Source organism: Streptomyces tubbatahanensis (assembly GCF_022699385.1).
Classification (GTDB): domain Bacteria; phylum Actinomycetota; class Actinomycetes; order Streptomycetales; family Streptomycetaceae; genus Streptomyces; species Streptomyces diacarni.
Genome location: NZ_CP093846.1, coordinates 7,121,752 through 7,146,847, shown reverse-complemented (window position 1 = coordinate 7,146,847; position 25,096 = coordinate 7,121,752). Strand labels below are relative to the sequence as shown.

General features: G+C 70.9%; 20 protein-coding genes. 14 read left to right on the top strand and 6 right to left on the bottom strand.

Going from position 1 to position 25,096, the window contains the following annotated elements:
* Nucleotides 1-101: 101 nt before the first annotated feature.
* Both MMF93_RS30660 and MMF93_RS30655 read left to right on the top strand, forming a co-directional pair.
* Nucleotides 102-3,035, top strand: a complete 2,934-nt coding sequence (locus tag MMF93_RS30660; protein ID WP_242756415.1) for a DEAD/DEAH box helicase — start codon at nucleotides 102-104, stop codon at nucleotides 3,033-3,035.
* Between the two features lie 32 nt (nucleotides 3,036-3,067).
* Complete coding sequence (locus MMF93_RS30655; RefSeq protein WP_423835643.1) at nucleotides 3,068-4,453, top strand: SWIM zinc finger family protein; 1,386 nt, start codon at nucleotides 3,068-3,070, stop codon at nucleotides 4,451-4,453.
* Between the two features lie 59 nt (nucleotides 4,454-4,512).
* On the opposite strand, the gene MMF93_RS30650 is transcribed toward MMF93_RS30655, so the two are convergent.
* Nucleotides 4,513-5,313 (bottom strand): SGNH/GDSL hydrolase family protein, encoded by an 801-nt coding sequence (locus tag MMF93_RS30650; RefSeq protein WP_242756413.1) that lies wholly within the window; start codon nucleotides 5,311-5,313, stop codon nucleotides 4,513-4,515.
* A gap of 150 nt (nucleotides 5,314-5,463) precedes the next feature.
* Nucleotides 5,464-6,225 (bottom strand): hypothetical protein, encoded by a 762-nt coding sequence (locus MMF93_RS30645; protein ID WP_242756412.1) that lies wholly within the window; start codon nucleotides 6,223-6,225, stop codon nucleotides 5,464-5,466.
* A gap of 117 nt (nucleotides 6,226-6,342) precedes the next feature.
* On the opposite strand from MMF93_RS30645, the gene MMF93_RS30640 reads away from it, so the two are divergent.
* The gene (locus tag MMF93_RS30640; RefSeq protein ID WP_242756411.1) at nucleotides 6,343-9,408 is read left to right on the top strand and encodes a glycoside hydrolase family 2 TIM barrel-domain containing protein; all 3,066 of its coding nucleotides are present in this window, start codon (nucleotides 6,343-6,345) and stop codon (nucleotides 9,406-9,408) included.
* Between the two features lie 21 nt (nucleotides 9,409-9,429).
* On the opposite strand, the gene MMF93_RS30635 is transcribed toward MMF93_RS30640, so the two are convergent.
* The 3 genes from MMF93_RS30635 to MMF93_RS30625 form a co-directional block, all read right to left on the bottom strand.
* The gene (locus MMF93_RS30635) at nucleotides 9,430-10,287 is read right to left on the bottom strand and encodes an SAM-dependent methyltransferase (protein WP_274709523.1); all 858 of its coding nucleotides are present in this window, start codon (nucleotides 10,285-10,287) and stop codon (nucleotides 9,430-9,432) included.
* An 89-nt stretch (nucleotides 10,288-10,376) separates the two neighbouring features.
* Nucleotides 10,377-10,613, bottom strand: coding sequence for a DUF397 domain-containing protein (locus MMF93_RS30630; RefSeq protein ID WP_114022387.1), 237 nt, complete (start codon nucleotides 10,611-10,613; stop codon nucleotides 10,377-10,379).
* Nucleotides 10,614-10,616: 3 nt separating this feature from the next.
* The gene (locus MMF93_RS30625) at nucleotides 10,617-11,489 is read right to left on the bottom strand and encodes a helix-turn-helix domain-containing protein (RefSeq protein ID WP_114014882.1); all 873 of its coding nucleotides are present in this window, start codon (nucleotides 11,487-11,489) and stop codon (nucleotides 10,617-10,619) included.
* Between the two features lie 185 nt (nucleotides 11,490-11,674).
* Here MMF93_RS30625 and MMF93_RS30620 point away from each other — a divergent pair, with 185 nt between their 5' ends.
* The 5 genes from MMF93_RS30620 to MMF93_RS30600 all read left to right on the top strand — a co-directional run bounded on the left by MMF93_RS30620 (nucleotide 11,675) and on the right by MMF93_RS30600 (nucleotide 15,954).
* Nucleotides 11,675-12,124, top strand: coding sequence for an ATP-binding protein (locus MMF93_RS30620; protein ID WP_242756410.1), 450 nt, complete (start codon nucleotides 11,675-11,677; stop codon nucleotides 12,122-12,124).
* A gap of 180 nt (nucleotides 12,125-12,304) precedes the next feature.
* Nucleotides 12,305-13,096, top strand: a complete 792-nt coding sequence (locus MMF93_RS30615; protein ID WP_242756409.1) for a basic amino acid ABC transporter substrate-binding protein — start codon at nucleotides 12,305-12,307, stop codon at nucleotides 13,094-13,096.
* Nucleotides 13,093-13,872 (top strand): amino acid ABC transporter permease, encoded by a 780-nt coding sequence (locus MMF93_RS30610; RefSeq protein ID WP_242756408.1) that lies wholly within the window; start codon nucleotides 13,093-13,095, stop codon nucleotides 13,870-13,872. Before MMF93_RS30615 ends, MMF93_RS30610 begins: the two co-directional genes overlap by 4 nt.
* Nucleotides 13,873-13,876: 4 nt before the next feature.
* Nucleotides 13,877-14,758, top strand: a complete 882-nt coding sequence (locus tag MMF93_RS30605) for an amino acid ABC transporter ATP-binding protein (RefSeq protein ID WP_274709522.1) — start codon at nucleotides 13,877-13,879, stop codon at nucleotides 14,756-14,758.
* A 155-nt stretch (nucleotides 14,759-14,913) separates the two neighbouring features.
* The gene (locus MMF93_RS30600; RefSeq protein ID WP_242756407.1) at nucleotides 14,914-15,954 is read left to right on the top strand and encodes a sigma-70 family RNA polymerase sigma factor; all 1,041 of its coding nucleotides are present in this window, start codon (nucleotides 14,914-14,916) and stop codon (nucleotides 15,952-15,954) included.
* Nucleotides 15,955-16,183: 229 nt separating this feature from the next.
* Here MMF93_RS30600 and xylA read toward each other — a convergent pair whose 3' ends face one another.
* The gene (xylA, locus tag MMF93_RS30595) at nucleotides 16,184-17,350 is read right to left on the bottom strand and encodes a xylose isomerase (RefSeq protein WP_242756406.1); all 1,167 of its coding nucleotides are present in this window, start codon (nucleotides 17,348-17,350) and stop codon (nucleotides 16,184-16,186) included.
* A 215-nt stretch (nucleotides 17,351-17,565) separates the two neighbouring features.
* On the opposite strand from xylA, the gene xylB reads away from it, so the two are divergent.
* The 6 genes from xylB (at nucleotide 17,566) to MMF93_RS30565 (ending at nucleotide 25,084) form a co-directional block, all read left to right on the top strand.
* Nucleotides 17,566-19,008: a xylulokinase gene (xylB, locus tag MMF93_RS30590; RefSeq protein WP_242756405.1), complete on the top strand. Its 1,443-nt coding sequence runs from the start codon at nucleotides 17,566-17,568 to the stop codon at nucleotides 19,006-19,008.
* Nucleotides 19,009-19,123: 115 nt separating this feature from the next.
* Nucleotides 19,124-20,437, top strand: coding sequence for an ROK family transcriptional regulator (locus tag MMF93_RS30585; protein ID WP_242756404.1), 1,314 nt, complete (start codon nucleotides 19,124-19,126; stop codon nucleotides 20,435-20,437).
* Between the two features lie 238 nt (nucleotides 20,438-20,675).
* Complete coding sequence (locus MMF93_RS30580) at nucleotides 20,676-21,323, top strand: N-acetylmuramoyl-L-alanine amidase (protein WP_242756403.1); 648 nt, start codon at nucleotides 20,676-20,678, stop codon at nucleotides 21,321-21,323.
* 938 nt (nucleotides 21,324-22,261) lie between these two features.
* Nucleotides 22,262-22,546, top strand: a complete 285-nt coding sequence (locus MMF93_RS30575) for a hypothetical protein (RefSeq protein WP_242756402.1) — start codon at nucleotides 22,262-22,264, stop codon at nucleotides 22,544-22,546.
* Nucleotides 22,547-22,689: 143 nt separating this feature from the next.
* Complete coding sequence (locus MMF93_RS30570; RefSeq protein WP_242756401.1) at nucleotides 22,690-23,454, top strand: bestrophin-like domain; 765 nt, start codon at nucleotides 22,690-22,692, stop codon at nucleotides 23,452-23,454.
* A gap of 172 nt (nucleotides 23,455-23,626) precedes the next feature.
* Entirely contained in the window at nucleotides 23,627-25,084 is a 1,458-nt protein-coding gene (locus MMF93_RS30565; RefSeq protein WP_242756400.1) for an acyl-CoA synthetase, read from the top strand.
* The last annotated feature ends 12 nt before the right edge of the window (nucleotides 25,085-25,096 follow it).

Genomic DNA, 25,096 nt, shown 5'->3' with positions numbered 1-25,096 from the left:
GCCACAGCCGCCCTCGGAGCAGCCGCTTCACGGTCCGGCTCCGAGTGGGGTACCCTCAGCCGCCCCCTTCGCTAGTCAAACTTGAGGAGTGCATCAGCGCTGTGGCAGAGACCCTGGCAAGCCCGTCCTCACCTCCTCGGCTCACCCACTGCGTGGCCGTGTTCTTGCCGGCCGACCCACCCCGCCACTCCCGTGTGGCCTTCTGGCATCCGGACGGCGTCCCGCCGCGCGGTCCGGCCGCTGGGCAAGACGGCGCTTCGAACCCCCGGGAGCCCGCGAGCCTGACCGTGCTGGTCGCGGAGGGTCCCGATGTCACCACACAGACCGTGCCCGCGCTCTTCCTGCCTGCGCACGAGGCCCTCCCCGTCCTCACGCGTGCCTACGCCGCACGTCAGGAGGACGGCGTCGACGGCGCCGCGGCATTCTGGGGCGCCGCCGCGCTGCACGCTCTTGCGCTGGTCGCCCGAGGGCGCGTACTGCCGGGGCTGAGTCCCGCGGGGTACGACGCCTGGCGGCTCTGCCCCCTCGGCTCCGACGACGCGTCCGCCGTCCCGGAGCTCGTGGCCGCCATGCCACCGTCCGCCCATGCCGTTCCGCTGCCCGGAGACGGACCTGCCCGGATGCCCGCCCCCGAGCCCCTGGTGCGGGCGTTCCTCGACGCCGTGGCCGACGGTCTTCTCCGTACCCCGGCGGCACCGCTGGCCGCGGGGACGCTCGTCTTCACCGGGGACGTACCGTCCACCGTTCCCGAGCTGCGCGCGTGGGCCGCGGAGATGACCGCGGGCATCGATGCCGTCGTCAGGCTCTCCCTGCGGATCGAGGTCAACGGTCTTCCCACCTCCTCAGGGACGACCGCATCCAGCGAACGGCCCTCCTTCCGCGGAGTGCTCCAGGTGCGTTCCCCGGCCGACAGCGCCGTCGTCGCGGACGCGGCCGAGCTGTGGGCGGGCACCTCGCGGACAGCACGGCGATTCGGACCCGAGGCGCCTGCCCAGGTGCTCCTCACGCTGCGCCGCGCGGCGGCGGCCTGGGAAGCGCTCTCTCCCCTGCTGTCGGCGGCGGTGCCGGACACGATCGAGCTGGCCGAGGACGATGTCGCCGAGCTACTGGGCGCCCGGGTACCAGGGGCCCTGGCGGCAGCCGGCATGCGGGTGCACTGGCCGCGCGACATCGCCCGCTCCTTGACGTCCCGCGCGGTGATCGGTCCCGGTGACGAGCCGGGCGGGCGAGCCGCAGGCGGACAGCGGCGCGAGAGTTCCCAGCTTCCCTCCACGCTGTCTCCCGACGCGCTGCTCCGCTTCGACTGGCGTTTCGCCGTCGGCGACCAGGAAGTCACCCGGGACGAGCTCGACCAGCTCGCCGAAAGCGGCCGTCCCTTGGTCCGGTTGCGCGACCAGTGGGTCCTCATCGATCCGGAGCAGGTACGCGCGGCGCGGCAACATGAGGATCGCAAGGTCGGCACCTTGGAGGCGCTCGACGCCGTCCTCACGGGCGCGACGGAACACGACGGGCAGCAGCTCGAGGTGGAGGCCACGGGGTGGCTGGAGACACTGCGGGAGCGGCTGTCCGACCCCGAACGGCGCGAGGAACCGCCCCTGCCACCTCCCGCACGGTTGCACGCGACCCTGCGGGACTACCAACTGCGCGGGCTGGACTGGCTGCACAGGATGACCTCTTACGGCCTCGGCGGGTGTCTGGCCGACGACATGGGACTGGGCAAAACACTCACCCTGATCGCGCTCCACTTGCGCCGCCAGGAGTGCGAGCAGACGGCGGGACCGACACTCGTGGTCTGCCCGGCCTCTCTGCTGGGTAACTGGCAGCGGGAGATCGAACGGTTCGCTCCGGCCACCCCGGTGCGCCGCTACCACGGGCAGGGGCGCTGTCTGGAGGGCCTGGCCGGGGACGAGTTCGTGCTCACCACGTACGGCACCATGCGTCTGGACGCCGCTGCGCTGACTCCCGGCGAGGGCCAGGCGTGGGGGATGGTCGCGGTGGACGAGGCCCAGCACGTGAAGAATCCGTTCGCCGCCACGGCCAAGGCGCTGCGGACGCTGCCCGCACGAGCCAGGGTGGCACTGACGGGCACCCCGGTCGAGAACAACCTCTCGGAGCTGTGGTCGGTGCTCGACTGGACCACTCCGGGACTCCTGGGCCGCCTGGGGACCTTCCGCAAACGCTACGCGGACGCCGCCGAAGGGGGTGATCCGGTGGCGGCCGAACGTCTGGCACGCCTCGTGCGGCCGTTTCTGCTGCGGCGGCACAAGACCGATCCGGGCATCGCTCCGGAACTGCCCGCCAAGACGGAGACCGACCGGGCGGTCGCGCTGACCACCGAGCAGGCCGGGCTCTACGAAGCCGTGGTCCGAGAGAGCCTCGAGTCGCTGCGCGGCACCGACGGCTTCGAGCGCCGCGGGCTCGTGGTCAAACTGCTGACCTCGCTCAAACAGATCTGCAACCACCCCGTGCAGTACCTCAAGGAGCCGGACGGCGGACTGCCGGGGCGCTCGGGGAAGCTGGAGCTGCTGGACGAACTGCTCGATACGCTGCTCGCGGAGGGGGCGAGCGTGCTGGTCTTCACGCAGTACGTGCGCATGGCCCGTCTGTTGGAGCGACACCTGGCCTCCCGCGGAGTGGCCACCCAGTGTCTGCACGGTGGCACGCCCGTGGCGCGGCGCGAGGAAATGGTGCGCCGCTTCCAGGACGGCGCCGCACCGGTTTTTCTGCTCTCACTGAAGGCCGCGGGAACGGGACTCAATCTGACCAGGGCCAGCCATGTGATCCATTACGACCGCTGGTGGAACCCGGCGGTCGAGGCGCAGGCGACCGACCGCGCGTACCGCATCGGGCAGACCCAGCCCGTTCAGGTACACCGGCTCGTCACCGAAGGCACCATCGAGGACCGCATCGCCGAGATGCTGCGCCGCAAACAGGCTCTGGCCGACGCGGTGCTCGGTTCCTCAGAGGCCGCGCTGACCGAGCTGACGGATGCCGAGCTCGCCGACCTGGTTGAACTGCGGAAGGGGGCGCGTTGAACAACGACGACCGCGAGTCCGAGGAGAAGCACATGTGGGGGGAAAACCTGTCCGACGGGTCCGGGTACGGGCAAGACGCGTCCGCACGCGGGCACGGCCCCGGCCAGGAGGACGGCCGGGCCGCGGGGAGGGAGCGCGTTTTCTCTCCGCTGCCCCCCGCACAGGGCCGTGGCTTCGCCCGCACCTGGTGGGGACAGACCTGGCTGAAGGCGCTGGAGGACACCGCCCTCGACGGTCAGCAGCTCAAAAAGGGACGCCGGCTCGCCCGCCAGGGCGCAGTGGGCGCCGTCTCCGTACGCCCTGGCCGCATCACTGCGGTCGTGCGCGGCGCCGACCGGACGCCGTGCCGGGCGGATGTCCTGTTGCGCGAGCTGGACGAGTCCGAATGGGATCGCCTGTTGGACGTGATCGTCGAACAGGCGGGGCACATCGCTGCTCTGCTGGACCGGGACATGCCTCCTCGGCTGGTGGAGGACGCCGCCGACGCCGGCCTCGAACTGCTGCCCGGTATCGGCGACCTGGACCCGGAGTGCTCATGCGACGCCTGGGACCACTGTCCGCACACCGCGGCGCTCAGTTACCAGGTGGCGCGTCTTCTGGACGAGGATCCCTTCGCCCTGTTGCTGCTGCGCGGACGGGGAGAGCGGGAGCTGTTGGACGCGCTGCAGACCCGCAGTTCCACCCGGGCCGCGGCGGAGTCCAGCAAGGCGGAAGCGAGCGGCCGTGCAGCCGACCTCGAAGGGGTCGACGCGGCCGAGGCGTTCGCCCTCGGAGCCGTACTGCCGCCGCTGCCGACGGGGGCTGCGCCGGTCTTCGATGCCGTGCATGTCGCCCCCTTGACGGACGGCTCTTCCGAGGCTCCTGGACTGGATCTCGACGCGCTCGGTTTCCTCGTCTCGGACGCGGGGGCGAGAGCCCGCCGGATGCTCGCCAAGGCACGGTCCCAGGGGTACGCCGACAGCCCGCTCCCGCGTCCGCTCACGCAGTGGGAGGACGCGGCACGGCTGGCTGCCTCCCGCCCGGGCCAGGAGGTCACCGCTCGCCTCGCCGCGGGGTGCGGACGCCGTGAGGAGGAGCTGGCGAGGGCCGCGGCAGCCTGGTCGTTCGGGGGCGCGGATGCCCTGACCGTCCTGGACGAGGAGTGGTCTCCGGCGGCGGCGGTGCTCATGCGTGCGCAGCAGCAACTGGACGCCGTGCGGGCCGAGGGAGAGCTGCCCTGCGCGCTGCGGTCCACGGGAGCACACTGGAGCGCCGAGGGGGCGGACGCGCAGCTGCGTTTCGGGCCGGACGGCCGGTGGTGGCCCTACCGCAGGCGGCGGGGACGGTGGTGGCCCGCAGGAGGGCCGGAAAGGAACCCGGCCGAAGCGCTGACAACGGCGCTGGCGCAGGAGGGAGAAGCGGCCGCGAACGGGATCTGAACACGCATGTGCCGCCGCCTCGTCGTCGCGAGACGGCGGCACATACGTTGGGGAGTGTCTCAGGCCAGCCCTTCCAGCACCGGGAGGTATCCGCCGGACTGCCCGGCCGCGGTGGGGTGGTAGGACTCGTCCACGGGCAGCGTGACGCTGTGCAGCCACTCGTCGCCCGAGCAGATCTCGTGGCCCGTGAAGGCCGGCCGCACGTCACCGAAGCTGTAGCCGTGGTCGGCGGCGCGCTTGGCTGTGACGTCGTTCAGGTCGTCGGACGCCGCGTTGACGGCAGCACGGGACTTCTCGCTGATCCCCACGCTGCACTCGCCGTCGAGCTTGTACATGTGCGGGTACCCCAGTACCACGACCTTGGCCGACGGCGCCTTGTCGCTGATGGCGTCGTAGACGGCGTCAAGCTTGCCGGGGAGCGTGCCGGCGATGTAGTCGCGGGCCTGCTGCACGCGGGTCAGACAGGCGCTCTCGCCCTGGGTGACGCAGGTGGTCATGGCGTCGGCGAAGCCCGCGTCGTTGCCGCCGACGCTGATGCTCACCAGGCCGGTGGAGGCGTTGAGGGGCGCGAGCTGACCGGCGAGCACGTCGTCGGTGACCGCACCCGAACAGGCCGTGAAGTCGAAGGAGGAGGGGGAGTTGGCGGAGCGCCAGAGTTCGGGGTAGGCGTTGGCGCTCCGCTTGCAGTCGCTCCCGTCGTAGTCCCCGGCGCCCACTCCCGCGGAGTAGGAGTCACCGAGGGCCACATAACCGGTGGCGGCGCTCTCTTCGGCCGATGCGGAGGCCGCACCGGTAAGGGACGACAATCCTAGGAAGACGGCGACGGCGGTGGCCGTGGACGCCCATCTGCGCAGCTTCATGGGACCTCTCATGGATGGCACGGAAGGAACAGCTGTCACATCAGACGCAGCGGTTTTACCCCGCGTCAGACGCGTCCATGCCACATATGGAACTCCAACTGCTCTGCGCAGCAGTCGCGTTGGTGCGCGAGGCGGCGCACCGCACCCCTTTCACACCAGTGGCTTGTCGAGCTTTTGATCCTTACCCGCCGTCAGACTGCACGTCACGTAGTCGAATCCGTTGCCCACGTTCTCCGCCTTCGGGTACGAGATGAGCGTGCCGCCCACGGTGCCGCTCGGCTGCTCGGCCGCCTTGTCCCGCAGGGAGGAACGGCAGAGCGAGTCGGCTTTCTGCCGCACCGCACTGTCGGTGCCGTAGTCACCGGTGATCTTTTTGCGACTGACGACCTCCGCGTCGTGAGGGCTGTCGCAGTCCTTGGTCTCGACCGCTCCCTCACGCTCCTCGGAGCGGTCGTAGCAGTCACCTTCCTGAAGCAGGAAGGACGGCAGCGGCACGTCGTCGGCCCCTTCGTCCGGCTCCTCGGACGGCTCGTCCCCTTCGCCCGGTTCCGGGAAGTCGGTGGCGTCGCCGTCGTTCGGGATCTCGGTCGGATCCTGCGTCTCTGGCTCCGAGGGCGAGGGCGGCTGCGAAGCGGAGGGCTTGCCGTCGACCGCCTCGCTCTTGTCCGAGTCGCCGCCCGTCAGGTAGATGACGGAAGCCGTGATGAGCGCGAGCGCCACGACGGCCACCGCGACGATCGCGGCGACGGCTCGTCCCCTGTTGTGCCCCGGAGGAGGAGGCGGAGGCGGCCAGCCGCCCGGGGCGGGCGGGCCGAAACCACCGGAGCCGGGCGGACCGAAGCCGGACGGCGGCTGCACGGGATGCGGCGGGCCGCCCGACGGCGGCTGGCTCGGTGGCGGCGGCATCGTCATGACACGCACTCTGTCATGCGGTGCTCACCGTGGGCGATCTGATGAGCCGACAGGCATGCCACGACCGTGCCGGGTGGGAGAGAGAAGGACAGGGTTTATCCGAAACCGAGGAGACGCATGAGCACTTCCTGGTCGTCCGGTCCACGCGATCCGTCCGTCCCTGCGCCCGTGCCCTACTACGAAGATGTCTCCCCTTCGACCGGGTGTCTGCCACCGCGCGCGTGGGTGCCGGATTCCACGGCGCGCCAGATGACGCTGACGGGAGGGGAATGGAAGTTCCGCCTGTCCCCCACCGCTGCGCAACACACCGAAGCCTTCGCCGCCCCCGGCTTCGACGACACCGCTTGGAGCGAGCTGCCCGTGCCCTCCCATTGGGTGCTGCACGGACACGGCTCACCTGCGTACACGAACGTCCGCTACCCCTTCCCCGTCGACCCGCCGCACGTGCCCGACGAGAACCCCACAGGAGACCACCGGCACCTCTTCGACCTGCCGGACACATGGCCGCTGCCCTCCCGCCAGGGCGACGGCACGGATGACACGGCGGAACCAGCCGCACACTCCGCCGGTGAGACCCTGTTGCGTTTCGAGGGCGTCGAATCCTGTGCGCGGGTGTGGCTGAACGGGCACGAACTCGGCAGCTTCCAGGGCTCACGGCTGCCGCACGAGTTCGCCGTGGGACACGTGCTGCGGCCGCGGAACAACCTGCTGGCCGTGCGGGTGCACCAGTGGTCCGCTGGAAGCTACCTGGAGGACCAGGACATGTGGTGGCTGCCCGGCATCTTCCGCGACGTGAGCCTGGTACACCGTCCGGCCGGCGGTCTGGTGGACCACACCGTGCACGCGGACTACGACCACACCACGGGGCGCGGCACTCTGCGCGTGCTCTCCGATCCGCCCGGCAGGGTCACCGTGCCGGAACTCGGCCTGGACCTGCCCTCGGACCGGAGCGGAAGCGCGCGGGTCGAGCCGTGGACGGCCGAGACACCGCGCCTCTACGACGCAGAGCTCGCCGTCGGCGAGGAACGGATCGCCCTGCGGATCGGTTTTCGCACCGTCGCCGTCGAGGACGGGCTCTTCAAGGTCAACGGACGCAGGGTTTTGCTGCGCGGCGTCAATCGGCACGAGTTCCACCCCACAACAGGCCGCGCGCTCGATCTGGAGACGGCGCGGCACGACCTGGAGCTGATGAAACAGCACAACATCAACGCCGTCCGCACCAGTCACTACCCTCCGCACCCCGCCTTCCTCGACCTGTGCGACGAACTGGGCATGTGGGTGGTGGACGAGTGCGACCTGGAGACGCACGGCTTTCTCGCCCTCCCGGATGTACGCAACCCGGTGGACGACGAACGCTGGACGCCCGCACTGCTCGACAGGGCGGCCAGAATGGTGGAACGGGACAAGAACCACCCCTGTGTGGTCGTCTGGTCCCTGGGCAACGAGTGCGGGAGCGGCGCCGGGCTGGCGGCGATGGCCCGTTGGATCCGGCAGCGGGACCCCTCGCGTCCACTGCACTACGAGGGCGACCACACCTACCCCGACAGCGACTTCCACTCCCGGATGTACGCCTCCCACGCGGAGGTCGAACTCGCCGGACGGGGCGAGACGCCGTCCACCGGCTCGGCGCGGCAGGACGCGCGTCGTCGCACCCTTCCGTTCCTCCTGTGCGAGTACGCGCACGCCATGGGGAACGGGCCGGGCGGGCTGAGCGAGTACCAGCGTCTCTTCGAGACCTACGAACGCTGTCAGGGCGGTTTCGTGTGGGAGTGGATCGACCACGGACTCGCCCACCGCACGGCAGACGGCCGCCCATGCTTCGCCTACGGAGGTGACTTCGGCGAGGAAGTGCACGACGGCAACTTCGTCTGCGACGGCCTGGTCTTCCCCGACCGAATGCCGTCACCGGGGCTGGCCGAGTACAAGAAGGTCATCGAGCCCGTGCGGATCCGCGCCGGGTCGGCACCCGGAAGCGTGCTGATCACGAACCTCCACGACTTCGCGGACCTCGCCCACCTCGCCTTCGCGTGGAGCTACGAGATCGAGGGGGAGCAGATCAGCGGAGGTATGCTGCCGCAGCCAGGAAGGCCGGTTCCTCCCGGGGGCTCGGCGGAGCTCCCCCTGCCCGCCGCCCCGGAGACCGGGCGGGCCGGCGAGGCCTGGTGGACCGTACGCGCCGTCCTGGCCCAGGGGACCACCTGGGCGCCACGCGGCCACCCCGTCGCCTGGGGACAGGTGCCCGCCGCCGCGGCGCGCAGGGCCACGGCCGGGGACGTTCCCTCCGTTCCCGCGGTCCCCCGCAGGCTGGAGGAGTCCGCGGACCCGCCCACGCAGCCCCCTGCCGGACGCGTCCGGCAAGGGCCTGGAATCTTCGCTTCCGACAACGGCGCCCTGCTGCGCTTGGGCGGCATCCCGCTGACCGGCCCGCGGCTGGACGTGTGGCGGGCGACCACGGACAACGACGACGGGGCCGACTTCCTCACGGACGCCCGTGTGGCGCCCGTGTGGCGCCGCCACGGCTTGCACCGCATGCGGCACCGCACGGAGGCCGTGGAGCTCACTCACGAGGCTCTCGTCGTCCGTTCACGGGTCGCCCCCGCCGCCTCCTCGCTCGGCCTGCGCACCGTCTACCGCTGGACGGGCACGCTCGACCGGCTGCAACTCACCGTGACGGTCACGCCGGAGGGCCCGTGGGACTGCCCGCTGCCCCGGCTGGGCCTACGCCTGGGGCTTCCGGCGACCTACGGCTGCGCTACCTGGTTCGGTGGCGGCCCTGGAGAGGGGTATCCGGACACGTCGGCTGCCGCCCGTGTCGGCCGGTGGAGCAGCACCGTGGACGGACTGCAGACGCCCTACGTACGCCCGCAGGAGAACGGCGCGCGTCCGTACGTCCGCTGGGCCGAACTCCGGCGCGGCCCGACCGGAGGCGGACTGCGCGTCGAGGCGGACGGCGGCACGTGCTGGTTCACGGCGCGCCGCTGGACGAGCGAGCACCTGGACGCCGCACAGCACACCACGGACCTCGTCCCCGGGCAGACCGTGTGGGTCAACCTCGACCACGCGATGCACGGCATCGGGTCCCAGTCGTGCGGGCCCGGGGTGCTCGCCCAGCATCAGCTGACGGTGGCGCCCGCGAGGTTCTCCTTCACCTTCCGTGAGGTGAGCGCGACGGGAGAGAGCTGACCGTGGCCGCTGTGCGGGCTGTCACTTGAGGCCGACGCCCGCGTAGGCCATGTACCGGGGCAGCGCGTCGGCGCCCGGCAAGGCACCGTCCGGGCGCCACAGCGGTACCTGTACCAGCCCCGGGTCGAGCAGGTCGAAGCCCGCGAAGAAGGGGAGCACTTCCTCGTAGCTGCGGATGCGGGCACTGACCGTCGACTCGCTGTCGTACACGCCGGTGGCCTTGTTGACGGCCGAGCCGCCTCCGAAGTCCGGGGAGCCATGGCTGAGGATCAGACAGCTGCCGGCGGGCAGCGACTCGGTCAGCGACGCGACGATGCCGGCGGGGTTCTCGTCGTCCCTGAGGAAGTGCAGGACGGCGAGGAGCATCAGCGCGACCGGTTGGTCGAAGTCGATGAGCTGCCGGGTGACGGGATGGTCCAGGATGCCCTTGGGGTCGCGGATGTCCGCCAGGACGAAACCGGCGTCGCCGGAGTGCGTCAGCTTCGCGTCGGCGTAGGTCGCGACGATCGGGTCGTTGTCCGCGTAGACCACCCGTACGTCGGAACGGACGTCGCGGGCGACCTCGTGGGTGTTGGGCGAGGCGGGGATGCCGGTGCCGATGTCGATGATCTGCCGGATGCCGTGCTCGGCCACGACGGTGCGCACAGCGCGGTGCATGAAGTCGCGGTTGCCCCGTGCGGTCTCCCGGATGCCGGGGAGGGCGTCCAGAACGCGCCGGGCCGCGCGCTGGTCGGCCTCGTAGTTGTCCTTGCCTCCCAGGTAGTAGTCGTACATCCGGGCCGGATGCGGGGTGGTGGTGTCTATCAGCTCCGGGCTGAATCCGGCGTCGGACACGCTCTTCTCCGTCTCGTTCTGTTCTGTCGGCTCGTGCTTCTTCACCGAGCGCTGACCTCGGTCACAGGCGGAGCCTGGGCCGGGCTCGCTTCTCGTCTCCGTCGGTCTCGGCCCTCCCTCGGGCCCGGCGGGCGTCAGGCCACCAGAAAGTCGGCTTCGCCCGCCTTCGCCGCCTGGATGAGCCCGGAGATGTCACTGCGGCTGCAGATGAGTGCGGGGCCGTCGGGATCGGTGGACTGGCGCAGCGCCACCCGCCCGTCCGCGAGCTCCAGCGCTTCCACGCAGCTGCCTCCGTTCCCTCCGCTCCAGGGCTTGCGCCAGCCCTCGCTGCCGAGGTGTGCCGCGGGCATCCCGTTGTAGATACGACCCATGGTTCAGATCTCCTTGCGCAGGGCACTCAGGACCGCCCGGGTCCGCGCCACCGGCACGGCCTGGGCACTCATCCGGTCCACCGCCTCGAGGAACATGCTGACGTCGTCCCGCTGGTCGAAGTAGACCGCGCCCACCAGGCTCTCGGCGCACACCATGTCGGGCAGCTCGTCGAGGGGGAACCGGAAAAGGTGGAAGGGCCCGTACATGGCCGGATGCGGTCCCGCGCTGAAGGGCATGATCTGCAGCGCGACGTTCGGCCTTTCGATGGCCCTCAGAAGGTGGTCGATCTGCTCGCGCATCACCTCGGGTCCGCCGAGGTGGCGCCGCAGGACCGTCTCGTCGATCACGCTCCACAACAGCGGCGGATCCGTCTCGCGGGTCAGCACCGTCTGGCGCTCCATGCGCAGCGCCACGCCGCGCTTGATCTCGCCTTCCGGCGCGTGCGGCATCCCGGCGCGCAGGACGGCTCTGGCGTAGCTCTCGGTCTGCAGGAGACCGGGTACGTAGTGCGGCTCGTAGGAGCGGATGACCTCGGACTCGCTCTCCAGGCTCACGAAGACGCTGAACCACTCGGGCAGCACGTCGCGGTAGCGGTGCCACCAGCCGGGCTGGTTGGCCTCCCGCGCGAGCGAGACGAAGCCGTCTATCTCCTCCTGCTCGGTCACCCCGTAGGTGCGCAGCAGTTTCTCCACGTAGGGGACTTTGAGGCCGACCTCGGCCTTCTCCATCCGGCGGATGGTGGCGTGGGTGACGTCGAGGGCTCTTCCGGCCTGCTCGAAAGTCACTCCCGCGCGCTCCCGCAGGTGCTGCAGCCTCTTGCCCAGCACCACACGCAGCACGGTGGGCGCTCCGCCGCCCGTCCGTGAATCCGCCACAGCCGCTCCCCTCCAACTGACGTCGTCAGGGGGAAGTTTGGCATGTGCCCGCCCGCATGCACACCCTGTCATCCACACTTCTGCAATTAACAGATTGATCCTTGCCATACGCGAGTGACGAACCGCATAGTGGAGCCGTGGCTGCCCCCCATGACGCCCTGCCCTTAAACCACCGACCGAGCGGCTTGCCGACGACTCGTCCACTGCGCGACGCGTTCCATCTGCCGGCACGGGACACCTCCGTCGCCGTCGCCCGCGCCCGCGTACTGGAGAGACTCCGGGAGTGGTATGTCGACGACGAGTCGAGTGCCGACGCCCAGCTGTTGATGTCGGAGCTGTTCACCAACGCGGTGCGCCACACGGACAGCGAGAAGGTCAGCTGCGAGCTGTGGGTGATCGGCGTGCGCCTGCGCCTCGAGGTCACGGACGAGGGCGGAGCAGGCTCGGCGGCGCGCGTCAAGCGCGCGGTCGTTCCCCGCCCGGGGGACGAGGAGGGCGAGAGCGGAAGAGGCCTGCTGCTGGTGAGCGTGCTCGCCGACGACTGGGGAATACGCAAGGCTCCAACGGGCGGCTCCGAGCTGGTGACCGGACACGCCGTATGGGCCGAGCTGGAATGCAACAGGACACAGAGCTGACCCACGAACGCCCGGACGCTGTGCCGCACAGCACGTTTCCGCACCGCACGCACCGCTGACACAGCCCGTGAGCGATGGCAGGATGCACGGCACTTACCGGCCATGATCGGGCTCTACTGCCGACCTGTCCCTCGTGGAGGCGCTGTGTCCGCACGATCCGTGCGTAAGCAACGGAACGGGATGTCCCGGATATCCCTGACAGCGGCGCTGACAGCCGCCGTGCTCGCGGCGGTCACCGCCTGCACCAGCACGAAGACCACCGCGAGCAACGGGGACGAGGTGGAACTCGTGCACTCGGGCAAGCTCACCACCTGCACGCACCTGCCCTACATGCCCTTCCAGTACAAGAAGGGCAAGGAGGTCGTCGGGTTCGACGTCGACCTGGTCGACCTGATCGCCAAGGATCTCGATGTCGAGCAGGAGATCGTGGACACCCCCTTCGAGGGCATCCAGACCGGCGAGGACCTGAACGCGAGCAAGTGCGACCTGGCCGCCGCGGGCATGACCATCACGTCCGTACGCGAGAAGAACCTCGATTTCTCCCGCCCCTACTTCGAGGCGACACAGGCCCTTTTGGTCAAGAAGGGCGCGAAGTACGACTCCCTCGACGACCTCAAGGGCAAGAAGCTGGGTGTCCAGCAGTCCACCACGGGTGAGGAGTACGCCAAAAAGCACGCCAGTGGTGCCAAAACGGTCCAGTTCGAGGACCTCGGCCTGCTCCTGACCGCCGTCAAGACCGGCAAGGTCGACGCCGGCATCAACGACAACGGCGTGCTCTACGACTACGCCAAGAAGAACCCGGACACCGAGGTCACCACCGAGTTCGACACCGGCGAGCAGTACGGCATCGGCGTCCGCACCGGCAACGACGCGCTGCGCGAACAGATCGACAAGACGCTCAAGAAGGCCAAGTCGGACGGGCGCTACGACAAGCTCTACAAGAAGTGGTTCGGCAAGGAGCCCGCCAAGTGAGCCGCCGCAACCGCACCCGCGCGATCCGCACCGCCCAGTACGGCGTACTCGTCCTCGTTCTTTTGACCGTGGTGTTCGCGGCGGACTGGGGCGAGTTGCGCCGCGCCTTCTTCGACGTCGAGGTCGCCAAGAAGCAGTTCCCCGACGTGGTGACGACCGCCCTGGTCAACACCGTCGTCTACACGGTGCTCGGCTTCGGCTTCGGGCTGGCGCTCGGGCTGCTGCTGGCGCTCATGCGGCTGTCGCGGGTACTGCCGTACCGCTGGCTGGCGGTCGCCTACATCGAGTTCTTCCGTGGTGTGCCGGCGCTGCTGGTGTTCATCGCGCTGGGATTCGGCGTGCCGCTGGCCTTCGAGGTGTCCATCAACCAGTACGTGACGGTGATGCTCGCCCTCGGGCTGGTGGGTGCCGCCTACATGGCGGAGACGATCAGGGCGGGCATCAGGGCCGTCCCCAAGGGACAGACCGAGGCGGCACGCTCCCTGGGCATGTCACCGGCGCGTGCCATGGTCTCCATCGTCATCCCGCAGGCGTTCCGTATCGTGCTGCCGCCGCTGGCCAACGAGCTGATCCTCCTCACCAAGGACTCCTCGCTGGTCTACCTGCTGGGGCTGTCGATGGACCAGTACGAGTTGGCCAAGTTCGGGCGGGACGCACTCAACCAGAACCGCAGTCTCACACCGATCCTCATAGCGGGACTGTTCTACCTGGCCATCACGCTGCCCCTGGGCCACCTGGTGCGGCGCCTGGAGGCCCGTACGGCGAGAGCGAGGTGACGGCGTGACCGGGGCGGGCGGAACGGGCGGCGCGAGTCAGGACGGCGCGGCGGCCATCGAGATCAAGGCGCTGCACAAGAGCTTCGGCGCACTGGAAGTGCTGCGGGGCATCGACATCACCGTGCGGCGCGGTGAGGTGGTCTGCGTCATCGGGCCGTCGGGCTCGGGCAAGTCGACGCTGCTGCGCTGTGTGAACCTGCTGGAGGAGCCCACCTCGGGGACGGTGCGGGTGGCGGGTGTGGAGGTCACCGATCCGGATGCCGACATCGACCGGGTGCGGCGCCGCATCGGCATGGTCTTCCAGGCGTTCAACCTGTTCCCCCACCTGTCCGCGCTGGGCAACCTGACGATCGCCCAGCGGCGCGTACTGGGCCGGTCCAGGCCGGAGGCCGAGGAGGTGGCCCGGCGCAACCTGCGCCGCGTCGGGCTGGCCGAGAAGGAGGGCAGCTACCCGGCGCAGCTGTCGGGTGGGCAGCAGCAGCGGGTGGCCATAGCCCGCGCGCTGTCCATGGGGCCTGAGCTGATGCTGTTCGACGAGCCCACCTCCGCGCTGGACCCCGAACTGGTCGGAGACGTGCTGGCGGTGATGCGCGGACTGGCCGACGAGGGCATGACGATGCTGGTCGTCACGCACGAGATGAGCTTCGCGCGTGAGGTCGCCGACCGGGTGATCTTCATGGACGGCGGTGTCGTCGTCGAGGAGGGGCCACCGGAGCAGGTGGTGACCGACCCGCGGCACGCGCGCACCCGCGCCTTCCTCGCCCGGGTTCTCGACCCCGCCGCCGCGGACGTGCTGGAGCGCGAGTCGCACCCCTCCCCGCAGCAGCCGTCGACGCCCACGAGCGGGCCGGCGGAGCCGAAGGAGGACCCCGGCGAGCCCTCGTGACGCGAGACTCCATGCCGCCATGGCGGGGGAATGCCTCCGTCCGCTGCGTCTGGGAGGGCAGGCTGTCAGACCCTCCCTCTACATTCGTAAGTCACACCGACTTCGCGTGTTCACCGGTGCCCTCGGGCGACCGGAGCGGACGAAAGGCATGGAAGATGGCAGACAGCCCCCGCACAGCGGATGCTCCAGCGGACCGGCCGCTCGGCAGCGCCGAAGAACTGCTGGAGCAGGCGAAGCCGTACCGCACCGAGCTGCTGGCACACTGCTACCGCATGCTGGGCTCGGTGCACGACGCCGAGGACCTGGTGCAGGACACCTACCTGCGCGCGTGGCGGGCTGGCGACCGCTTCGAGGGAAGGTCCTCGCTGCGCACGTGGCTCTACCGCATCGCCACCAACGCCTGTCTGACGGCGATCGAGCAGCGGGGACGCCGCCCGATGCCCTCCGGCCTCGGTGCGCCCACCGACGAACCGGAACGTCCTGTGACCGCAGCGCCGGAAGTGCCCTGGCTGGAGCCGATCCCGGACGCGCTGTTCACGGGTTCCTCAGGCCCCACGGACCCCGCCTCGGTCGTGGTGCACCGTTCTTCCATGCGGTTGGCGCTGGTGGCGGCTCTCCAGCATCTTCCGGCCAGGCAGCGGGCCGTCCTCCTGCTGCGGGACGTTCTCAAGTGGCGGGCCGCCGAGGTCGCCGAGCTGCTCGACACCACCACGGCGAGCGTGAACAGCGCGCTGCAGCGGGCCCGCGCCCACCTGGAGCAGGCCGCCCCCGTGGAGGAGGAGCTGTCCGAGCCCACGGATCCGGCCGCGCGTGACCTTCTGGACCGCTACGCGGCGGCGTTCGAGCGTTCCGACGTGACCGCCATCGTCGATCTGTTCAAGGAAGACGCCGTCTGGGAGATGCCTCCCTTCGCGCAGTGGTTCCGTGGCCGGGAGAACATCGTCCGGCTCATCGGCGCCCAGTGCCCGATCCCACGCGACGCGGGCCTCATGCTGCCGACCATGGCGAACGGCCAGCCGGCCTTCGGCCTCTACAGCCTGCACGAGGACGGCAGCTACCGGCCGTTCCACCTCCAGGTGCTCACCCTGCGGGACGGGCGGGTCGCCCATGTGGGTGCGTTCTTCGGCGACGCACTCTTCCCGCTCTTCGGCCTGCCGGAAGCCGTGACCGCGCAGGAGGCCGCCGCCCGGCGCTGAAGAGCCGGGCGGTGCCGCCCGTACCGAACCGTCCGAGTCGAGAACGGGCGGTGCCCGGCATGACCCAGAAATCCCGGCGTGGCAGGGGCTCCTCAGCTCCGCACGAGCGGCTCGTGCGCCCGGACGAGTGGCTCCTCGATCCCGGGCGCACGGCTTACCACCGGACGGGGCGGCGCTGCGCCGGGGAGGAAGGCAGTGCGTCAGATGCCCAGCAGGAGGAAGGCAGGTGTCAGACGCCCAGCAGGTGGTCCATCGCGAGTTGGTCGAGGTGCTCGAAGGCCATGCCGCGGTCTGCCGCCGCGGTCACGTCGAAGTCCTCGAAAGCCGTACGGTCGGCCAGCAGTGCACCGGCCGTCTCGCCCGGTTCGAGTGTGGGCCGGGACAGCTCGTCCAGCCTGGACTGGCGCAACGCCTCCTGCACCGCGGGGTCGGCGCGGAACGCCGCGGCACGCTCGCGCAGGATGAGGTAGTTGCGCATGCAGCCCGCGGCCGAGGCCCACACTCCGGCGGTGTCCTCGGTGCGCGGCGGCTTGAAGTCGAAATGCCGCGGTCCCTCGTACCCGCCGCGCTCCAGCAGGTCCACGAGCCAGAAGGCGGCGCGCAGATCGCCGGCCCCGAAACGCAGGTCCTGGTCGTACTTGATGCCTGACTGGCCGTTGAGGTCGAGGTGGAAGAGCTTGCCCGCCCACATGGCCTGGGCGATGGCGTGCGGGTAGTTGAGCCCGGCCATCTGTTCGTGTCCGACCTCCGGGTTGACGCCGAAGAGCTCGGGACGGTCCAGCCGTTCGAGGAATGCGAGGGCGTGGCCGACCGTGGGCAGCAGGATGTCACCGCGCGGCTCGTTGGGTTTCGGTTCGATCGCGAAGCGGAGTCCGTAGCCCTGCTCGGTGACGTACTGGGCCAGCAGGTCGAAGGCTTCCTTCATCCGGTCGAGAGCGGCCCTGATGTCCTTGGCGCCTCCCGACTCGGCGCCCTCCCTGCCGCCCCAGGCGACGTAGGTGCTCGCGCCGAGCTCCGCCGCCAGGTCGATGTTGCGCATGGTCTTGCGCAGGGCGTAGCGCCGCACATCGCGGTCGTTCGCGGTGAAGGCGCCGTCCTTGAAGACCGGGTGGGTGAACAGGTTGGTCGTCGCCATGGGCACGGTCATGCCCGTCGTGTCGAGGGCCTGCCGGAACCGCTTGATGTGCGCGTCGCGTTCGGCCTGGGGCGCCTCGAAGGGGATGAGGTCGTCGTCGTGGAAGGTCACTCCGTAGGCGCCGAGTTCGGCGAGGCGGCTCACCGCCTCGACGGGGTCGAGCGGCGCGCGGGTGGCGTCGCCGAACGGGTCGCGTCCCTGCCAGCCCACCGTCCACAGGCCGAAGCTGAACTTGTCCTCGGGTACGGGCTCGTAGCTCATCTGCTGTCCTCTCCCGCGCCTTGTCAGGCCCTTGCACACCTGTGTCCGTCCGCTGTCCGTCCGCGGCGCGCCCCCGTCCGGCGGGAGCGGCGTTCCACGACGGCCGTAACGAGGGGGTCACGGGCCTGAGCAGTGCCGCGCACGGCTATTCGTCATGGCTGCTGACAAATTAGTATGCGCACAGCACCGGCAGCGAGGGAAGGGATCAGCAGCCCATGACCGCACCGGAAGGGCCGCTCGTCATCGGGGTCGACAGTTCGACCCAGTCCACCAAGGTCCTCGTGGTGGACGCCCCCACCGGCGAGGTCGTCGCCCGGGGCCAGGCGCCGCACACGGTCTCTCCCGGCGACCGCCGGGAATCGGACCCCGAGGAATGGTGGCAGGCACTGAGCACCGCGGTGGCGCGGTGCGGAAAGGTCGCAGGGGAGGCCGCCGCCGTCTCGGTCGCGGGACAGCAGCACGGCCTGGTGACCCTGGACGCCGACGGACGCCCGGTACGCCCGGCCCTGCTGTGGAACGACGTACGCTCCGCGCCGCAGCGCGACCGTCTGCTGGCCGGCCTCGGGGGCCCGCAGGCGTGGGCCCGGCGGGTCGGCAGCGTGCCGGCCCCGGCCTTCACCGTCACCAAGTGGGCCTGGCTGTGCGAGAACGAACCGGAGGCCGCGCGGGAGACAGCGGCCGTACGCCTGCCGCACGATTTCCTCACCGAACGGCTGACGGGGCAGGCGGGTACGGACCGGGGCGACGCGTCAGGTACCGGATGGTGGTCCTCACACACCGGGTCGTACGACGAGGAGATCCTGAGCCTGGCCGCGCTGGACCCCGCTCTTCTGCCGCCCGTTCACCGAGCGGGCGAGGCCGCGGGCACGGTGGCCAAGACGGACGGCGGTTTTCTGACCCCCGGCACCCTGGTGGCCACAGGGACCGGCGACAACATGGCCGCCGCACTCGGCCTCGGACTGCTGCCCGGACAGCCGGTGCTCAGCCTGGGCACCTCGGGCACCGTCTACGCCGTGTCCGACCGCAGCCCCGCCGACCCCAGCGGCACTGTGGCCGGATTCGCCGACGCGGGCAGCGGCTGGCTGCCACTGGCCTGCACCCTCAACTGCACCCTGGCCGTCGACCGGCTGGCCGCGCTGCTCTCCCGCGACCGCGAGGACGTCGAAGCGGGGGGCCGCGTCACCGCCCTGCCGTTCCTCGACGGCGAGCGCACGCCCGACCTGCCGTACGCCACCGGGCTGCTGACCGGCCTCCAGCAGGCCACCACCGGCGGCCAGGTACTCCAGGCCGCCTACGACGGCGCGGTCTTCGCTCTGCTGCGTGCTCTCGATCTCGTGCTGGGCCAGGCGGGAGACGACACGAGTGACGCTCCCCTGCTGCTGATCGGCGGCGGCGCCAAAGGCGTCGCCTGGCGCGAGACGGTACGGCGGCTGTCCGGTCGAGCGGTCCAGGTGCCCCGGGCGGAGGAGTTGGTGGCACTGGGCGCGGCGGCGCAGGCGGCGGGGTTGCTGCTGGGAGAGGACCCGGCCGCGGTCGCCCGCCGCTGGAACACCGCCGACGGTCCTGCCTACGAGCCCGTCGAGCGGGACGAGGCCGCGCTCACCCGGCTGTCCGCCACCCTCGAAGGCGCCAGGACGCTGCTGGACATGCGGCACTGAAGTCGACCGTCCGCACAGAACGGGCCGCCCGCACGGACCCGCACCGACCGCACCCACTGCGACGACGGCAACAGGACGACCGAGACCTGTCGGCCGGAAGGAGTCCTCGGCCCCTATGACAGGTCACGGCGTCAGTCCGCAGCGGGAGATGCGCCGGCGCAACCTGTCGCGTGTACTGCACGCGGTGGCCGAGCAGGGGCCGTGCTCGCGCGCGGCCGTGGCGGCGCGGCTGGGACTCACCCGTACGGCGGTCTCCACGCTCGTCGAGGAGCTGCTGCGCGGTGGTCTGCTGACCGAGCAGGGGACCACTCCGCCCGGCGGGGCGGGCGGAGGCCCAGGACGTCCCGGCACAGCCCTCGTGCTGACCGACGCAGGTCCGTGCGGGCTGGGTGCGGAGATCGGTGTCGACCACCTCGCCGTCTGTGCAGTCGATCCACGCGGGCAGGTGCGGGCCCGCGCACGTCTGGAGTCCGACGGCCGGGACAGCGATCCGGGGGTGGTCCTCACCCGTCTGCGCACGTTGGTGGACGAGGTGGCCCAGCAGGCCCGGGAAGGGGAACTCCGTCCCGTCCGCCTGTCGGTGGCCGTCCCCGGACTGGTCGCGCGCGGGACGACCACCGTGGTGCGCGCGCCGAACCTCGGCTGGCACGACATTGACATCGCGGGCGCACTCGCCGGTGCCGGAGCGGCGGATCGCCTTGACGCGGGAGCGGAAAATCACCGCACCGCAGGAGTGGAGGACCACCGCACCGCAGGAGCTCAAAAACGCACGGCCGCAGAAGCTCTCTCCACGGACGCGCTGCCCCTCCTCGTGGACAACGAGGCCAACCTCGGTGCCCTCGCCGAGCTCTGGCTGGACAGAGACCGGGTCCCCCGCGACTTCGTGCACGTCTCGGCCGAGGTCGGCATCGGGGCAGCCGTCGTGCTCTCGGGCGAACTCCTGCGCGGTACACGAGGGTTCGCCGGGGAGCTGGGACACGCGCCCGTGCGCCCGGACGGACCGCGCTGTGTCTGCGGTGGCAGGGGCTGCCTGGAGCAGTACGCGGGGGAGGTCGCGCTACTGCGCGCGGCGGGCCTGCGTGCCGACGGCCCTCGCGACGCGGCTCTCACGGCTCTGGCGGAGCGGGCGGCCACGGGGGACGCACGCACCCGTGACGCGCTGGAGGAGGCCGGGACGGCGCTGGGTATCGCGCTCGCCGGGACGGTCAATCTGCTCGACCCCCGTGCCGTGGTGCTGGGCGGTGCGCTGGCCCGGTTCGCGACCTGGCTCCTGCCCGCGCTGGAGCGGGAGTTGCGGGAGCGTACGGCCGCGCCCGGGGTTCCGCCCGCGCTGGTGATATCCGGGCTCGGCGCGGAGGGACCGCTCCTGGGGGCCGCGCATGCCGCCGTCCGCGTGGTGCTGGACGATCCGCTGTCCTACCTGGCGTGAGTGCGGGGATGATGCCCGCGCGAAGAGCAGTCATGTGCCAGGGACGGATCGGTCGCTATTCCCGGCATCCGCAACGGCCCGCATGGCGCTCGCGGGTCGTCCAGAGGTCAGTCCAATGGCACAGTTGTGCGGCTCTTGGCAGCCTTCCCGGCGGCTGCCATCATCAACGCGCGTCAACTCCGCACGCATGTGCACCCATTGCTTCTCACCCCTCTTCTTCCCCCCACTGGGAGACACGATGGACTCAGCACACCACCACACCTCCGTGCCGACCCGCCGGACCTCCCGGCGCACGCTGCTGCGCGGCGGAACCGGCCTCGCCCTCGCCGCGGGCCTCACCGGCGCCTCGCTGCTGACCGGTGGCACCGCGGCGGCACGCTCCAGAAAGTCAGCCGGTGTCGACTATCCCGAAGCGGAGTGGATCCCCGCCTCCTCGTCCAACTACACGGTGGCCGACCGGCCGACGGAGTACCCGATCGAGTTCGTGGTCATCCACGTCACCCAGGAGTACTACGACGACGCGCTCGCCATCTTCCAGAATCCCGACAAGGCCGTCTCCCCGCACTACCTGGCCCGCTCAGCGGACGGCCATGTCGCGCAGGTCGTACGGGAGAAGAACGTGGCCTGGCACGCGGGCAACTGGAACTACAACACCCGCAGCATCGGCATCGAACACGAGGGCTGGGTCGACGAGCCCGACACCTGGTTCACGGACGCCCTGTACGAGGCGTCGGCCGCGCTGACCGCCGACATCTGCCGTCGCCACGGCATCCCGGTGGACCGCCGGAACATCATCGGCCACAACGAGGTGCCGGGAGCCGACCACACCGACCCCGGGCCGTACTGGGACTGGGCACGTTACATGGAGCTCGTCAAGGCACAGTGACCGTTACCGGACCCGGCCGGCCCTCCCGTCCCGCTACGGCACGCGGCTCTCCGTCGCCGGCCCGGGACGGGCGGGCCGCCTGCGGCAAGGGCACGCCGGGCAGCCCGCAACCTCGCACTCACGCACGCTAGCTCGGGCCCGAGGCATCCCTCGCGTGCGGGCATTTCAGTCCATCGTGTGACTACCGGCAAGAAGCCTTCTACGCGCCCCCTCACGCCCCTCATGCTCGGCGTGTGCAGCAACGGGACAGCGAGCGGGCCAACGGCCACACACGACGAAGGACACTGACGACGGCGCTCGTTGTCTGCGCCGCGCTCGGTACGGCAGGAGGGGCCTCGGCACTCGGTGTGTCCTCCCTCACGCCCCGACAAGCGGATGCCCCGAACGGCTCTTCCATGGCCCCGGCGGCTGCCCTCTCACCCGCCGACACCGGCCCAGTCGGCACGGCCGGCGCGCCCGCGGTCTCACCGCACCCGCCCGCCTCACCGCACCCGCCGGCCTCACCGCATCCGCCGCCGGTCCCGGCGTCACCGCCGACGACTCCGAGCACCTCCATCCCCCGCCCCGGCACCTCGGCAGGGGCCACGCAGTCGTTCGGCGCCACGGCAGGTGGCCAGCCGGACGGCGGTTCCCAGCTCACCGTCCACACCGACGACTCGCAGGTGACCGCGACGACCGGGCGACCCCACGGCTGTCCAGGGTCCTCCCTGACCATCCAGACCGCGCAAGGCACCGTGCACCTTACGACCGGACATCGGCCCTGCCACTCGGAACCGCCCACGCCGACACCGACACCCACGCCGACGCCTACGCCTACGCCGCCTGAGCCGACGCCGAGTTCCCCGGCCCCCACTCCGCCGTCCTCGCCGCCCGCCAGCCCGGCGCCCCCGCCTTTGGAACCTCCGCCTGCGGCTGCCTCCAGGTCGGCGGCGCCCGCCGTGCACACACCGGCTCCGCCCCGGCCCCCCGAGCGGCCCTCGCCGGCGCCCCCGGACGAACCCGCGCCCACCTCACCCGAGCCGTCGCCGTCGCGCAGCCTTGCCGCGGCCCCCCGCCACCTCTCCCCCGACCGGCAGCAGCCCGACGGCTCCATGTCGATGGTCACCCGTACCTTGCTGGTCATCGCACCGGCCGTGCTCGCGGCAGCTGCGCTGCGTCCTCGGACGAACAGCGCCCGTCAGGCGGCCTCAGGGGCGTCCGGCGACGCGACCAGCGGCGGTTGATCCCTCTCCCTCCGCCCCCTCGGTCTGCGTGCAGGCGCCGACGCACACGTTTCCGACGCACACCGCCGCACGCGCTTCCGAGCCCACTGCCACAAGCTCCACCCCCACACACATACGTCTCTCCGCGCACCTGGAGGCCCCTGTTGTCCGACTGGCTCGTTCTGGTTCTCGGCCTGCTCGCCGCATGTCTGGTGGTCGCCGCTGTCGTCCTCATCAGACGCCGGCGCCCCAGCGGCGACCAGGACCCGACCGAGACGCCGGACGTCATCGAATACATGACCATGATGATCGGCGTCGTCTACGCGATCGTGCTGGGTCTGGCCATCGCGGGTGTCTGGGAGGAACGCAACGCGGCCGAGGCGACCGTCACACAGGAGGCGCAGGCGCTGCACGAGGTCCACGAGCGGGTCAGCACGTACCCGGCAGCCGAGCGGGAACGTGTACGGGAAGACGTCGAGTCCTACGTGCGCTACGCCGTGAAGACCGAGTGGTCGCACATGGTCGAGCACGGCGAACTCACCGACCGGGGCGACCGGATGCTCGGCCGGCTGCGCGCGGACGTCACCGGCTACGAACCGAAGACCATGCAGCAGGCCCAGTCGTACCAGGCCGTCGTCGATCAGGTCGCCGAGGCGGACACCGCGCGGAACGCCCGGGCGGACAGTGCCGAGCCGACGATGCCCGGGGTCGTGTGGATCGGTCTGTACGCCGGCGCCATCGTCTCCGTGGGCATGCTCTTCGCCCTGCAGATCCAGCGTTCCGGCAGGGAACTGGTACTGGCCGGCATCTTCAGCGCTCTGATCGCCTTCCTGCTCTTCCTGGTCTGGCACTTCGACGCACCGTTCGCCCGAGGGCTGGAGGAACCCACCCAAGCGTTCACCTCGCTCTTCCCCCAGGCGACCGGATGACGAGGCGGGGCCGGCGCACGTGCGCCGGCCCACCGCTGCTCCAGCCCGTCGGCACCCCCTCGGCGCCCCTTCGGAACCCCGTCGGCCCGACCGGACCCGGGCAGGCCGCGCCGCCGTGGGCGGGTGAGATGCTGGCCGTACTCAGAGGCGAGCGATCACGAAGGAGTCCCGGGTGTCCTTGCTCTTCCCCGCGCTGCACGCGGCGTCCTCACACACGGCGCTGCGCTTCGGCGAGCGAGCGCTCAGCTACCGCCAGCTCTCCGCCGCGGCGAGCGGCCTGGCGATCCGCCTGGAGCCCGGCGCCCCGGTGGCCGTCTGGGCGACTCCCAGCATGGAGACGGCCGTCGCGGTGGTCGCCGGGCTGCTCGCCGGAGTGCCCGTCGTACCGGTGAACCCCAGGAGCGGCGAGAGCGAGCTGACGCACATCGTCACCGACAGTGCGCCGGGAATGGTGCTGGCGGAGCCCGGCGCGGAGCTGCCGGAGCCGCTCGGATCGCTGGTGCGCACCGATGTCGACCTGAGCGAGGAGGCGGTGGCGGCCACCCCGATCCCGCCCACAGAACCCAACGCGGAAGCGCCCGCGCTCATCGTCTACACCTCCGGCACGACCGGCCCGCCCAAGGGCGTCGTGCTCTCCCGGCGCGCGCTGGCCAGCACCCTGGACGCGCTGGAGGAGGCGTGGGAATGGACGGCGGACGACGTGCTGGTGCACGGTCTGCCGCTGTTCCACGTGCACGGTCTCATCCTCGGCGTACTCGGCCCACTGCGCCGTGGCGGCACCCTGCGCCACCTGGGGCGTTTCACCTCCGAAGGAGTGGTTCGGGAGTTGGCAGGCGGCGGCACGATGCTGTTCGGTGTGCCGACGATGTACCACCGTCTCGCCGACGCCTGCGCGAGCGACCCGGATCTGGTGCGGGCGCTGGCAGGGGCGCGGCTGCTGGTGTCCGGGTCCGCCGCCCTGCCACTGCACGACCACGAGAGGCTGACGGCCGCCACAGGACAGCGGGTGATCGAGCGCTACGGGATGACCGAGACGCTGATGAACACCAGCGTGCGGCCCGGCGGCACCTCCCGGCCCGGCACCGTCGGTCTTCCCCTTCGCGACGTGGACATCCGCCTCATGGACGACTCGCAGGAGCGCATCCCGGCGGAGGACACCGAGACGGTGGGCGAACTCCAGGTCCGTGGCCCCCATCTGTTCACCGAGTACCTGGGCCGTCCGGACGCCACGACCGAGGCCTTCGACGGCGGCTGGTTCCGCACCGGCGACATGGCGACCCGGGACGCGGACGGCTCGGTGCGCCTCGTCGGCCGGAAGGCCACCGACCTGATCAAGAGCGGCGGATTCAAGATCGGGGCCGGAGAGATCGAGAACGTGCTGCTGGGCCACCCCGCCGTCGCAGAGGCCGCCGTTACCGGGGAGCCGGACGACGACCTCGGTGAGCGTATCGTCGCCTGGATCGTCCCGGCCTCGCCGCAGCAGCCCCCGCACCAGGGCGAATTGGCAGACCTGGTGGCCGGTCAGCTGGCGCCGCACAAGCGTCCCCGCGAGGTGCGCTTCCTGGATGCCCTGCCGCGCAACGACATGGGCAAAATCCTCAAGAAGGAGCTGCCGGGACAGCAGGGCTGAGGTCCGGCGCCG

What these genes read in the sequence shown, in the direction of transcription:
- MMF93_RS30655 (WP_423835643.1), top strand. Translation starts at nt 3,068, where the DNA reads ATGTGGGGGGAAAACCTGTCCGACGGGTCCGGGTACGGGCAAGACGCG.
- MMF93_RS30650 (WP_242756413.1), bottom strand. Translation starts at nt 5,313, where the DNA reads ATGAAGCTGCGCAGATGGGCGTCCACGGCCACCGCCGTCGCCGTCTTC.
- MMF93_RS30645 (WP_242756412.1), bottom strand. Translation starts at nt 6,225, where the DNA reads ATGACGATGCCGCCGCCACCGAGCCAGCCGCCGTCGGGCGGCCCGCCG.
- MMF93_RS30640 (WP_242756411.1), top strand. Translation starts at nt 6,343, where the DNA reads ATGAGCACTTCCTGGTCGTCCGGTCCACGCGATCCGTCCGTCCCTGCG.
- MMF93_RS30630 (WP_114022387.1), bottom strand. Translation starts at nt 10,613, where the DNA reads ATGGGTCGTATCTACAACGGGATGCCCGCGGCACACCTCGGCAGCGAG.
- MMF93_RS30615 (WP_242756409.1), top strand. Translation starts at nt 12,305, where the DNA reads ATGTCCCGGATATCCCTGACAGCGGCGCTGACAGCCGCCGTGCTCGCG.
- MMF93_RS30600 (WP_242756407.1), top strand. Translation starts at nt 14,914, where the DNA reads ATGGCAGACAGCCCCCGCACAGCGGATGCTCCAGCGGACCGGCCGCTC.
- xylA (WP_242756406.1), bottom strand. Translation starts at nt 17,350, where the DNA reads ATGAGCTACGAGCCCGTACCCGAGGACAAGTTCAGCTTCGGCCTGTGG.
- xylB (WP_242756405.1), top strand. Translation starts at nt 17,566, where the DNA reads ATGACCGCACCGGAAGGGCCGCTCGTCATCGGGGTCGACAGTTCGACC.
- MMF93_RS30585 (WP_242756404.1), top strand. Translation starts at nt 19,124, where the DNA reads ATGACAGGTCACGGCGTCAGTCCGCAGCGGGAGATGCGCCGGCGCAAC.
- MMF93_RS30580 (WP_242756403.1), top strand. Translation starts at nt 20,676, where the DNA reads ATGGACTCAGCACACCACCACACCTCCGTGCCGACCCGCCGGACCTCC.